The following is a 12,645-nucleotide window of genomic DNA, read 5'->3' on the forward strand; positions in this document are numbered from 1 at the left end:
CTCTATGTGCTGGGAGATTTGTTTGAGGCTTGGATTGGCGATGATGATCACAGCCCCTTTCATCAGCAAATCAAAACCGCCTTTGCGACCCTCACACAGCAAGGTGTACCTGTGTACTTTATTCATGGCAATCGTGATTTTTTAATCGGAAAGCGTTTCGCCCGTGAAACAGGCATCACCTTGTTGGATGAGCACACATGCATTGATTTATATGGTACGCCGACCTTGATTCTCCATGGCGATACCCTATGTTTGGCGGATGCCGACTACCAAGCATTTCGTCGCAAAGTCCACCAGCGCTGGCTACAACACGTGTTTTTATGTTTACCTTTAGCGTTGCGTCGTCGTATTGCGGCCAAAATGCGCGCGGGCAGTGCCAGTGCCAATCAGCAAAAGTCATCCACCATCATGGATGTGACGCCACAAGAAGTGCAGCGCCAGTTAGATAACGCAGGAGTGGTTAACATGATTCACGGCCATACCCATCGCCCCCATGTCCATCAATGGTGTGATCAAGGACACGATTACCAGCGCATCGTGTTAGGCGATTGGTACCAACACGGGTCGGTATTAGTGTGTGGCCCGCAAGGCTGTGACTTACAAACTCGCGACTTTACCCATCACTAAGCTGTTCAGCCCATCGTTAAGAGATCTTTATGCAGACTGATTTATGCCTTTGTTGTAGTAACAAACCCTACGCCGAATGCTGCGCGCCCGTTCATCAACATCCGGCCAACGCTGCCCACCCTGAGCAATTGATGCGTGCTCGCTACAGCGCACATCCGAAAGGCTTGGTGGACTTTATTGTCGCGACCTATCACTGCGAATGCGGCGCCGAGGCATTTCGGGATGATATTGCCATGATGACCGACCATCAGTGGCAATCACTTGAGGTGCTCGATAGCGAGGTATTAAACCACGGTGAGCTTGGATTTGTGACCTTCAAAGCCCACTTTATTGCCGACGGTGAGCCTCAGTGTTTGCATGAGCGGTCTCGGTTTGTCCAAGAAACAATCAATGGACAGCCTCAATGGCGATATATCGATGGTGTCTTTCCCGGCCATGTCAAAGCCGGCCGTAATGACCCTTGCCCGTGTGGCAGCGGACGTAAGTTTAAAAAGTGTTGCAGCTAGCCCCCTAGCCTCGCCGTTCCAAACAACTCCTGGTTAAAAAATCATCAAGTTTGGTGCTTCGTGGTCGATACTAATAGTAAGACCAAAGGAGGACCCATCATGAACTGGCTTGGCAATTTGAGTCCTGTGTATCGCACGCCGCATGCACCGCCCACGAAAGTATGGGCGATCCGCAAATCGGAACACATTGATGCGCGTAAAGAGCGGCGGCTAGACGATCTCAATGATCACGCTCAGCAACCGCACCAAGAGCACGAGGAAAAAACACCTAAAAAAGACGGTGAACTCGATATTTATGTCTAGCCTCGGTGTCGACGCTCTCGCTGTTCATGGCGATGGCGACGCTTACTTAGCATGACACTTACTTAGCACGACCTGGCATAAAGACACGTGAAAAAAACGCGCGTTGACTGGTTGCAATCCAAACGGATTTTGATATGGTCATAAACAGTTAAGCTTTTTGGTATAGAGCTTATTTTTATCACAGAGCGTACTTTCGTTAGATAATGGACGACCAACAATGATTTCAGCACTAATGACCATGCATCACCACCATCATCCTGACTAGTCTTTCGGGAGGAATGGTTTCGACTGGAAGACGAGTAAAAAGCGCTTCCGTCGGTCATTAGCAAGCTAACAGATTCAGACCCTCGGGAGCATCGTCTTCCGAGGGTTTTTTCTTTTTTAGCTTTTCATTTTTAGACAAGGAAGCACACATGCAAACACAACGCTTACGTATCGCCATCCAAAAAAAGGGCCGTCTCGCCAAAGAGTGCCAAGAGCTGCTCAAACGTTGCGGGGTTAAAATTAACTACACCGGCGAGCGCTTGGTGGTCCACGCCGAAAACATGCCCATCGATCTGCTACTGGTTCGTGATGATGATATCCCTGGCCTTATCATGGACGGCGTGGTTGACTTAGGTGTGATTGGTGAGAACGAATTAGAAGAGGTTCGCCTTGAGCGCATCAAGTTGGGTGAGCCGAGCCAGTATCAGCTGCTTCGTCGCCTCGACTTTGGTGGCTGTCGTCTTTCCATTGCGCTGGATAAAGACCAAAATTACAACGGCCCACAAGATCTCGCTGAGCAACGGATTGCGACCACCTATCCCAATATTCTTAAAGCCTACATGGACAAGCAGGGTGTGAATTTCAGCACTTGTATGCTCAATGGCTCCGTGGAAGTGGCGCCACGTGCGGGGCTCGCCGATGCGATTTGTGATTTGGTCTCAACGGGCGCCACCTTAGAGGCCAACGGCTTGAAAGAAGCCGAAGTCATTTTTCGCTCCAAGGCAGTATTAATTCAGCGTGAAGGCAGCTTCAGTGAAGAGAAAACCGCATTAATTGAACGCTTGCTCACCCGCATGCAAGGCGTGATTCAAGCCAAAGAGTCGAAATACATCATGCTTCACGCGCCGAGCGAGGCGCTAGAAAAAATTGTTGAGCTGCTCCCCGGTGCCGAAGACCCGACCATTTTGCCGCTCGCACACGAAAAAAGCCGTGTGGCGGTGCACCTTGTCAGTACCGAAAACCTGTTCTGGGAAACCATGGAAAAGCTCAAACAATTGGGCGCAAGCTCAATCTTGGTCCTGCCGATTGAAAAGATGATGGAGTAAGTCACCATGCGAACAGTAGTCTGGAAATCACTCGGAGAGTCACAAAAAGAGGGCTTGATGCGCCGCCCTGCGATCACAACCGGTGCCCAAACCCAAGCGAGCGTCGCGGAGATTATCGCCGATGTCCGAGAGCGCGGAGATGAAAGTTTAAAGGCGCTGACCAAAAAATTTGATAGTGTCGAACTTGATAGCATCAAACTCGACAAAGCGACCTTGGCCGACGCTGAAGCGCGCTTGGGAGAAGATATCAAACTCGCCTTGCGCCAAGCCTACGATAACATCAGCACTTTTCACCGCGCGCAAAAAGCCCAGCCGTTGAAAGTCGAAACCATGCCAGGGGTGGTATGTGAATCCATCACTCGCCCGATTAACCGCGTCGGGCTGTATATTCCTGGCGGTAGCGCGCCCTTGCCGTCTACAGTGTTGATGCTGGGCGTGCCGGCGCAAATTGCCGGCTGCCGCAAAGTGGTGCTGTGTACCCCACCGCCAGTGGCCGATGAAATCTTATACTGTGCCAAACTGTGTGAGATTGATGAAATTTATACCCTGGGTGGCGCACAAGCGGTGGCGGCGATGGCCTTTGGCACCCAAAGTGTGACCAAGGTGGATAAGATTTTTGGTCCGGGCAATGCCTATGTCACCGAAGCCAAACGTCAGGTGAGCCTTGCTGCCAATGGCGCAGCGATGGACATGCCTGCCGGCCCCTCTGAAGTCTTGGTGATTGCTGATGCCGGCGCGGATCCCGACTTTGTTGCCGCGGATTTACTCAGCCAAGCGGAGCACGGCCCCGATTCGCAAGTAGTGCTAGTGACCCCAGCCCCAGAGATGGCAGAAAAAGTCGCCGATGCGGTGCAGCAGCAATTAACCACGCTCAGTCGTGCAGAAATTGCCAAGCAAGCGCTGGGCAGCAGTGTGATTATTATTGCCGACACCCTCACCCAATGCGTGTCGATTTCTAACCGCTACGGGCCAGAGCACTTGATTGTGCAGACTCAGCAGCCTCGAGATTTGTTACCGCTGTTGGATAACGCTGGCTCGATTTTCTTGGGCGCCTATTCGCCCGAATCCGTGGGTGATTACGCCTCAGGCACCAACCATGTGTTGCCGACTTACGGTTATACCCGTACCTACAGCAGTTTAGGGCTGGCCGACTTTAATAAGCGGATGACAGTGCAACAGGTCAGCGAAAGCGGCTTACAAGCACTGGGCCCGACCGTGATGCGAATCGCAGAAGCCGAGGGCTTGGATGCGCATCGCCAAGCGGTCGATATTCGTCTAAATAAGCTACAACAAGCCCAAGCCTCAGAGGACCCGTTAGTATGAGCATCGATAAACTCGCCCGTGAGCAAGTACAAGCGCTCACGCCCTATCAGTCAGCCCGCCGTATCGGTGGCAGCGGGGATGTGTGGCTCAATGCCAATGAATCCCCCTTTGACAATGCTTATACCCTGAGCGGCCAAGGACTCAATCGCTACTCCAGCTGTCAGCCGGCATCATTGATTAATGCCTATACCAACTATGCGGGGGTAGACACGGACCAAGTGATTACCACGCGCGGCGCCGATGAAGGGATTGATTTATTGCTGCGCGCGTTTTGCGAGCCAAACCAAGATAGCGTACTGATTTGCCCACCCACCTATGGCATGTATACGGTCAGTGCCGAAAACCAAGGGATCGCGACCACCCAAGTGCCGCTCACCGCCGACTGGCAGCTGGACATGGCAGGAATTGATTCCGCCTTGGAGGCAGATGCCAACATCAAGCTTATCTTCGTATGTAGTCCTAATAATCCGACCGGTAATTTAATTAACCGCGACGACATAGAAGCGCTACTCACCCGCACCCAAGGTCGCGCGATTGTGGTGTTGGATGAAGCCTATATCGAATTTAGTCCAGAAGCGACCTGCACCGATTTACTCGCGCGCTTTGAGAATCTGGCCATTTTGCGCACGCTATCAAAAGCGTTCGCTCTGGCGGGACTACGTTGCGGCTTTACCCTCGCCAATCCCGCTATTATTAACTTGATGCTCAAGGTGATCCCGCCGTATCCGGTGCCGGTGCCCGTTGCAGATATTGCCGAGCAAGCGCTCTCTGAAGCGGGCTTGGCGCGGATGAAGTATCAGGTTTTGGACTTAACCGCYAACCGTGCCTATTTGCAAGCCGGCCTCAGTATGCTGCCCGGCATCAAGGTGCATCCAGGCTTTGGTAACTACCTGCTGATAAGCCTGGACGACACCGATGCGGTGTTTGAGCACTTGGGTAATGCGGGGATTATTGTGCGCCGTACCGCGATCGAGAACAGCTTACGCATCAGTATTGGCAACCGTGACGAATGTGAAAAAGTGTTGGCTTTTATCCGCCAGCAGCTCAGTGAATAAGGACAACCACTGTGAAAGACAAGATTTTATTTATTGACCGTGATGGCACCTTGATTGTGGAGCCGCCTGAAGACTACCAAGTGGATCGTCTGGATAAATTGGCCTTTGAGCCGGACGTGATCCCCGCACTACTTAGCCTGCAAGCGGCGGGCTACACCTTGGTGATGGTGAGCAATCAAGATGGTTTAGGGACCGATAGCTTCCCGCAAGCGGACTTTGATGCACCACACAACATGATGATGGCGCTATTTCGCTCACAAGGGATCCATTTTGAAGACGTGCTGATTTGTCCGCACTTTGATAGCGACGACTGTAGCTGCCGCAAGCCCAAATTAGGCTTGGTAAAAGATTATCTGCAGCAAGGCCGGATTGATTTCGCCCAATCGGCGGTGATTGGCGATCGCGACACCGATATCACCTTAGCCAACAATATGGCGCTACAAGGGATCAAATACCAACGTGAGGTGATGGGCTGGCCGCAGATTGTCGAGCGTCTGACCTTGCAGCCGCGCATCGCAYCGGTGACTCGCACCACCAAAGAAACCGACATTCAGGTGGCTGTTAACCTGGATAAGAGTGGCGGCAGCCGCATTGAAACCGGACTGGGCTTTTTTGACCACATGTTGGATCAAATCGCCACCCACGGCGGTTTTCAGCTGAGCGTTGGCGTTAAAGGCGATTTGCACATCGATGACCACCACACCATTGAAGACACCGCCCTCGCCTTGGGCGACGCGCTTAAACGGGCGCTGGGCGATAAGCGCGGTATTGGCCGTTTTGGGTTTAGCCTGCCGATGGATGAATGCTTGGCGCAATGTGCGTTGGATTTATCCGGACGTCCGTTTCTTAAGTTTGAGGCCAGCTTCCCGCAGCCACAAGTGGGCGACATGTCGACCGAAATGGTCGGGCATTTTTTCCGCTCATTGACCGACACCTTGGCCTGTACCCTTCACCTGACCGTCGATGGCGAAAACACCCATCACTTGGTAGAAAGCTTATTTAAAGCCTTTGGCCGCACCTTGCGTCAAGCCATTAAGGTAGAAGGCGATGCGCTGCCAAGCAGTAAAGGAGTCTTATAATGCGCAAACACACCGTCATTATCGATACCGGCTGCGCCAATGTATCCTCGGTACGCTTTGCTGTCGAACGCCTGGGGTATCAAGCCACATTGAGCCGCGATCCCGACGTAGTGCTGGGGGCAGACAAGCTTTTTTTGCCCGGCGTCGGCACAGCCAGCGAAGCGATGAAAAACCTCACCGAGCGCGGCTTAGTGGATTTAGTTAAACAGGTTGAGCAACCGCTACTGGGTATTTGTCTTGGTATGCAAATGCTAGGCACGCGCTCCGATGAAGGCGATAGCCCGGTTGAGTGCCTTGGCCACATCCCCGCGCCGACCAAGCTAATGGATACCGATGGCCAGCCTTTACCTCATATGGGTTGGAATCGGGTCGCCACCGTCAATGACCATCCCTTATTCGACGGCATTCCCGCTGGCAGCTACTTCTATTTTGTCCACAGTTACGCGATGCCGGTCGGTGACTATACCCTGGCACAATGTCACTATGGTCATGCGTTCAGCGCAGCAATCAATCAAGGTAACTACTTCGGGGTTCAGTTTCACCCCGAGCGTTCGGGCAAAGTGGGCGCGCGTTTGATTCAGAATTTTTTGGAGATGTAAGCAAGGATGATTATACCAGCACTCGATTTGATAGATGGCCAAGTGGTGCGCCTTTATCAAGGGGATTATCAGCAAAAAACCGACTACGGTTTTGACCCGCGTAAGCAGTTTGCACGTTACCATCAAGCGGGCGCGGATTGGTTGCACCTCGTGGATTTAACCGGTGCCAAAGATCCGACCGCGCGTCAGGTCGATTTAATCACCGAGATTTTGCAATCAACGCCCGCCAATATCCAAATCGGCGGCGGCGTGCGCACCGAAATGGACGTGATTGAGCTGCTAAACACCGGCGCGCAGCGCGTAGTGATCGGCTCCACCGCGGTCAAATCCCCCGATTTGGTCAAAGGCTGGATGCAAACCTACGGCCCTGACCGGATTGTATTGGCACTCGACATTCACATTGACAGTGACGGGACGCGACGCGTGGCGGTGTCCGGCTGGCAACAAGACTCCGGCGTCACCATTGAAGCGCTACTCGACGATTATTTGTCCGTCGGGCTAGAGCATGTGCTGTGCACCGATATCTCCCGCGATGGCACCTTGCAAGGCAGCAATGTGGCGCTTTACCGCGACTTGTGTCAGCGCTATCCGAGCATTGCGTTTCAATCATCAGGCGGCATTGGCAGTCTCGAAGACATTCGCGCCTTGCGCGGCACCGGTGTGGCAGGCGTGATCGTCGGCCGCGCCCTACTGGAAGGTAACTTTACCGCAGAGGAGGCGATCGCATGCTGGCAAAACGGATAATTCCTTGTTTGGACGTCCGCGACGGACAAGTGGTCAAAGGCGTGCAATTTCGCAATCACGAAATCATCGGCGATATCGTCCCGCTCGCCAAACGCTACGCCGAAGAAGGCGCTGATGAACTGGTGTTTTATGACATCACCGCCTCCAGTGACAGCCGGGTGGTCGATAAAAGCTGGGTTAGTCGCGTCGCGGAAGTAATTGATATCCCCTTTTGCGTCGCCGGTGGGATTAAATCCGAAGCCGATGCCCAACAAATCTTGGAATTCGGCGCGGACAAGATATCGATTAATTCACCGGCTTTGGCCGACCCAAGTTTGATCACGCGGCTGGCCAATAAGTTTGGCGTGCAGTGCGGGGTGGTCGGAATTGATTCCTTCTTCGATGAAGCCACCGGACACTATCAGGTCTATCAATTTACCGGTGATGAAAGCCGCACTCAGGCCACGCCTTGGCAAACCGCCGCGTGGGTTGAGGAAGTCCAACAGCGGGGCGCAGGCGAAATCGTACTCAATATGATGAACCGCGATGGCGTGCGCCAAGGCTATGACTTAACCCAACTAAAAATGGTAAGAGAGCGCTGTCAGGTGCCCCTGATTGCCTCCGGCGGTGCCGGTGAAATGTCGCACTTCGCCGACGCCTTTTTACAAGCGAATGTCGATGGCGCGCTGGCCGCTTCGGTGTTTCACAAGCAAATCATCGCGATAAGCGAATTAAAACAAACATTAAAACAACAAGGGATCGAGGTAAGAGTATGACGGCAGCGTGGGTAGAACGTATCGATTGGGAGAAAAACGCCGGCTTGGTGCCTGCGATTATCCAACACAGTGATAGCGGCCAAGTATTGATGCTGGGCTACATGAATGCCGATGCACTGAACGCGACGCTCGAAACCGGTCGCGTCACCTTTTGGTCGCGCAGCAAGTCGCGTCTTTGGGTAAAAGGCGAAAGCTCCGGTCATGTGTTGAGCCTGGAACACATTGCACTCGATTGCGATCAAGATACCTTATTGGTCACGGCCACGCCGCATGGGCCCACCTGTCACCTCGGCACGACCACCTGCTTTGATAGTGACAATAAACCGCCACACACGGGTCCCGGCTTTTTGTCGAGCCTAGAGCAAGTGCTTGCCAGCCGTAAACACGCCGAACCTGATGAATCTTACACCGCAAGCTTATTTGCCAAAGGCACCAAGCGTATCGCGCAAAAAGTGGGAGAAGAGGGGGTCGAAGTCGCCCTCGCTGCCACGGCAGGCGATAAGGCCGAGCTATTAAACGAAAGTGCCGACTTGCTTTATCACCTATTGGTGCTGCTGCAAGACCAAGAGCTTAGCCTCCATCAAGTAACCGAAGTCCTCGCTTCTCGCCATCAAGGCTAACGACCACGCACGTTAGCGTAAACAAGGCTCCTTCAAAGCGCCGCACAACTGCGGCGCTTTTTAAGTTGTACTAGGTTGCTTAAAACGGCGTTGTTTCCTAAATCATTGAACTTGTCACTCCCGCAGTGATCAGATCGTCAGAGCCTACAAACGAGGTTGAGGGTTTACGTTTACCGGTAGACTCGGTGTATTTGTCAGTTACCGAGTTGAATAACCGAAATAATTCTCTTTACCTCAGTGCGCTAGGTGACTGATTTGATCAACAACGCCGGTTAAAAGTGGTCAGCGAGGCGGTCAAAAAGAAGCGGCTTACATTAGAAAATCTGTTCACTGCCTTGATATATACCGCTCTTTGGATTAGCGAATTATGTGCCTATTTGATCAGCAACGCTATATTGTGACATACTTTTTAGCCAAAGCATTTAATCTGGATATGCAGCTGTAAAGACCACTCCATCGGCTACAAGGCTATATTTTACCCCCAAATTATAGCGAGCTAAATATCTCTTCTCATCTTGCTTATAAGAATTCATTGCTTTCAATCCAGTAAAGCTGGCAATATAAGGCCTATCTCCCATGCGTTTTTTGAAATCACCATATTCGACTGAATCAGTCAGTAGATCCCAACCATATCTATCTCGAATAGTTATTGTTGTGGAGGTATTTTGGGGAGCGGGCCTAATCCTTCTTAGATTAACTGTTTCTTTAGAGTATTCGCCTAAGACAAAAGCTTTATCGTTGGGAATATCTTCACATTGATCAATTGTGACTGCATTGAAATCTCTGGGAGATCTCTCATGAGTGAAAGGGAGTCTTGCTATCGCGTTCACTGGTCTTAGTTCGTAAGGCCCATAACCATGATAAGATCCTTCAATATAGAAGCCAGGTACGGAAGCTATTTCGAGCCAGTCATTATTATTATCGACAAATTTTATCTGTGGAGTCTCATGCGTCGCCACAAAGTTTGGACTATATTCATAAGTAATTTCAAATAGATAGTCGTACATGGCAGGTGTCTGTACATTTGAGAACGCGTTACTTACTGATGCTTTTAACATGGAAATAGCTTTGGTATCAGTGAGATAGGTTTCAATAAGCTTATGTCCTGATATATCACCCTTATCACTTACAGTCGCAGTAAAGTTATATTTTGGCACTGAACCGATACCAGTTAACTGAAGACCGTTGATTACCAAGTCATTGCCAGAAAGAATATAGTCACCTTTGAGGAGCGGTGATGCAGGTGCAATATGAATTGCTTTTACGTTACTACCATCATATCCCTTTTGAGATGTCGCGTAGTCAAATGATCTATTCATCCAAAGGTTGCCTTGAGAGTGAGCGATATAGATCAGCTTTTTACCTTGCCAAGTCAGAGCATCATTGATTAAGCGATGATTCCTTTGTGTAATCTCGGTCTCAGGAGAATCTACCATCCCATTAAGTCGTTCAAGAAAAAAACTGATAGCTTCTTGTTTTGATTTAGAGAAAAGATCATTGAAGAATGAGATAGGAGTTGAAATAATAGCACCGAGCTTTTCAGCGATTGACCCTTCCCCGCGCCCATTCATTAACTCCCAGAAGAGTTCCCATTTATCATTCAGCCTCTGGTCCATTTCTTCGGTACGCTGGTCAAAGGTTTCGGCTAAATCGGCAATAATATTAATACCGCTACTCTCAATGTTAGATTCATTGTAAAAAAGCTGGTAATCGACCTTTTCGCCTTGGTATTGCTGGTAGTTTAAGGTTTCTATTATTTTTTTTAATGATTTTTTTGCACCTCGTTCTGTGTTAGCAACACCATTGAAAAAAGCAACAGTATAGCTCGCAACTTTGCATGAAGACGCCAGTGCCTGATGGGAGTGCATAACAAGAAAGAAAATGATGAAGCATAGCTGTTTATTCACAATACTCCTCCTTATCATCAAGCATTATTGAGGTCGAACCATCAAGTAAATGATTATACTCAAGATAAGCCATGGTTCTTTTTTTGGTATTGTAAGTTAAAGATTCAATAGTCTCGGACGTATCTATACTATCGTCAACTGGGATGCCGACGAMCCCTTTACACGCCAAAACTTTGTTGWAYTCTTCGCTGATTTCAWAWGCTTTCTTYCGGTTCGCGTGAGTRTCTTGACTGAARTCATAATACAGGTTTTTCTGCGMMTRACGKGCATYTTGYTTTAGGGCGTTACGTACCGGYTCTTTAACTTCAAGCGCGTTAAGGAACGCTTCAATGTCATCTCTAATCCCGTCACCATTTTCATCTCTTCCTGCAACAGAGTCGCTTCTGTCTATCAGGTGTTCATACTTCTCGTACAATAAACCTAATTGCTCATCTATTGTCTCTTTCGATTGGAGCTCAGCGGTCAGCGCTGGGGTTTGCTCTATGCGCGTCGAGTCACCAGGGACAGGCGTCTCTATCGGCGATGATTGGTCAGCAACCGGTGTGCTGTCCTCTTTGCAGCCGACGAGGGTGAGTAATATAGCGAGTGCGATGTAACGCATGGTTATATCCTTTTTATGAGGGAGTTAATTATRAGRTAAATRATGCTTCGACACTTTGCATGAAGACGCCAGTGCCTGATGGGGCTGCATAATAAGAAGAAAAATGACGAAGTATAGCTGTTTATTCACAGTACTCCTCCTTAGCGTCAAGCATTATTGAGGTCGAGCCATCAAGTAAATGATTATACTCAAGGTAAGCCCTGGTTCTTTTTTTGGTATTATAGGTTAAAGATTCTATAGTCTCGGACGTATCTATACGGTCATCTACTGGAATGCCGACAAACTTCTTGCACGCCAARACTTTGTTGTATTCTTCGCTGATTTCAWATGCTTTYTTYCGGTTCGCGTGAGTATCTTGACTGAAATCATAATACAGGYTTTTCTGCGMMTRACGKGCATYTTGYTTTAGGGCRTTACGTACCGGCTCTYTAACTTCAAGCGCGTTAAGGAACGCTTCAATGTCATCTCTAATCCCGTCACCATTTTCATCTYTTCCTGCAACAGAGTCGCTTCTGTCTATCAGGTGTTCATACTTCTCGTACAATAAACCTAATTGCTCATCTATTGTCTCTTTCGATTGGAGCTCAGCGGTCAGCGCTGGGGTTTTCTCTATGCGCGTCGAGTCACCAGGAGCAGGCGTCTCTATCGGCGATGACCCGYCAGCAATCGGTTTGCTGTCCTCTTTGCAGCCGACGAGGATGAGTAATATAGCGAGTGCGATGTAACGCATGGTTATATCCTTTTTACGGGGAAGCGACTTATGAGATAAACGAGTCTTCACCTTTCTTAAAAAGACCTGATACTTTTTCCAAAGAACCTGGCAAAGCGGCCATTGAAGACGCATGTTACACCGGAATAAATTTTTTACTTGTCTCAAAAAAGATAATACTGATTATTTGGAATGACATCTCAGGTTATTTTGTGTGTTACACGAGTTTGCTTTTAGTAGTGCTAAGGCCAGCTTTGGCATGATGGTTCAGGGCAAGATCGCGAACGTTTTTAACCATAAAAGGATCGGTTTGACGATCATCTTTGGTAGCGAATCGCCAAATCCTGCTCAGATCAGTTAAACTGCCTGTATTCCCGACAGTTAGTGACAAGGCGTCCTATGTTTAACGGTAAATCCATTCTGATCACCGGCGGTACTGGTTCTTTTGGTAAAAAGTACGTCCGCACCCTGCTTGAACGCTATCAACCACGTCGCCTCGTGGTGCTC

At 49.8% G+C, this 12,645-nt stretch carries 14 protein-coding genes and 1 other annotated feature; of the genes, 12 read left to right on the forward strand and 2 right to left on the reverse strand.

All coding sequences use genetic code 11. The annotated features are described in order from the left end of the window. The 11 genes from lpxH to hisIE form a co-directional block, all read left to right on the forward strand. The coding region (gene lpxH / locus BZG79_RS05690) for a UDP-2,3-diacylglucosamine diphosphatase (protein WP_108743237.1) at positions 1-627 on the forward strand (627 nt) is incomplete at its 5' end. A 29-nt stretch (positions 628-656) separates the two neighbouring features. After that, the gene (locus BZG79_RS05695) at positions 657-1,133 is read left to right on the forward strand and encodes a YchJ family metal-binding protein (protein ID WP_077773922.1); all 477 of its coding nucleotides are present in this window, start codon (positions 657-659) and stop codon (positions 1,131-1,133) included. 99 nt (positions 1,134-1,232) lie between these two features. Beyond that, positions 1,233-1,436: a hypothetical protein gene (locus BZG79_RS05700; protein WP_021022348.1), complete on the forward strand. Its 204-nt coding sequence runs from the start codon at positions 1,233-1,235 to the stop codon at positions 1,434-1,436. A gap of 240 nt (positions 1,437-1,676) precedes the next feature. Beyond that, positions 1,677-1,815 (forward strand) — a sequence feature (His leader region). 34 nt (positions 1,816-1,849) lie between these two features. Continuing rightward, positions 1,850-2,746, forward strand: coding sequence for an ATP phosphoribosyltransferase (gene hisG / locus BZG79_RS05705; protein WP_077460410.1), 897 nt, complete (start codon positions 1,850-1,852; stop codon positions 2,744-2,746). 6 nt (positions 2,747-2,752) lie between these two features. After that, complete coding sequence (gene hisD / locus BZG79_RS05710; protein ID WP_077773923.1) at positions 2,753-4,069, forward strand: histidinol dehydrogenase; 1,317 nt, start codon at positions 2,753-2,755, stop codon at positions 4,067-4,069. 2 nt (positions 4,070-4,071) lie between these two features. Next, positions 4,072-5,124 (forward strand): histidinol-phosphate transaminase, encoded by a 1,053-nt coding sequence (hisC, locus tag BZG79_RS05715; protein WP_108743238.1) that lies wholly within the window; start codon positions 4,072-4,074, stop codon positions 5,122-5,124. Beyond that, positions 5,121-6,203, forward strand: coding sequence for a bifunctional histidinol-phosphatase/imidazoleglycerol-phosphate dehydratase HisB (gene hisB / locus BZG79_RS05720; RefSeq protein ID WP_242414130.1), 1,083 nt, complete (start codon positions 5,121-5,123; stop codon positions 6,201-6,203). The genes hisC and hisB overlap by 4 nt, the downstream gene beginning before the upstream one ends. Further along, positions 6,203-6,802, forward strand: a complete 600-nt coding sequence (hisH, locus tag BZG79_RS05725) for an imidazole glycerol phosphate synthase subunit HisH (protein WP_077460406.1) — start codon at positions 6,203-6,205, stop codon at positions 6,800-6,802. The genes hisB and hisH overlap by 1 nt, the downstream gene beginning before the upstream one ends. A 6-nt stretch (positions 6,803-6,808) precedes the next feature. Then, positions 6,809-7,546, forward strand: a complete 738-nt coding sequence (gene hisA / locus BZG79_RS05730; protein WP_077773926.1) for a 1-(5-phosphoribosyl)-5-[(5-phosphoribosylamino)methylideneamino]imidazole-4-carboxamide isomerase — start codon at positions 6,809-6,811, stop codon at positions 7,544-7,546. Then, on the forward strand, positions 7,528-8,301 hold the full coding sequence (gene hisF / locus BZG79_RS05735) for an imidazole glycerol phosphate synthase subunit HisF (RefSeq protein WP_077773927.1): 774 nt from the start codon (positions 7,528-7,530) through the stop codon (positions 8,299-8,301). Before hisA ends, hisF begins: the two co-directional genes overlap by 19 nt. Further along, positions 8,298-8,921, forward strand: a complete 624-nt coding sequence (gene hisIE, locus BZG79_RS05740; RefSeq protein WP_077773928.1) for a bifunctional phosphoribosyl-AMP cyclohydrolase/phosphoribosyl-ATP diphosphatase HisIE — start codon at positions 8,298-8,300, stop codon at positions 8,919-8,921. Before hisF ends, hisIE begins: the two co-directional genes overlap by 4 nt. Positions 8,922-9,343: 422 nt before the next feature. Here hisIE and BZG79_RS05745 read toward each other — a convergent pair whose 3' ends face one another. Then, complete coding sequence (locus tag BZG79_RS05745) at positions 9,344-10,828, reverse strand: hypothetical protein (RefSeq protein WP_077773929.1); 1,485 nt, start codon at positions 10,826-10,828, stop codon at positions 9,344-9,346. 722 nt (positions 10,829-11,550) lie between these two features. Beyond that, complete coding sequence (locus BZG79_RS16625) at positions 11,551-12,159, reverse strand: chromosome partitioning protein ParA (RefSeq protein ID WP_077773931.1); 609 nt, start codon at positions 12,157-12,159, stop codon at positions 11,551-11,553. A gap of 378 nt (positions 12,160-12,537) precedes the next feature. On the opposite strand from BZG79_RS16625, the gene BZG79_RS16045 reads away from it, so the two are divergent. Further along, the coding region (locus BZG79_RS16045; protein ID WP_199877566.1) for a polysaccharide biosynthesis protein at positions 12,538-12,645 on the forward strand (108 nt) is incomplete at its 3' end.

The organism is Salinivibrio sp. MA427, assembly GCF_001996115.1.
GTDB classification, from domain to species: Bacteria; Pseudomonadota; Gammaproteobacteria; order Enterobacterales; family Vibrionaceae; genus Salinivibrio; species Salinivibrio costicola.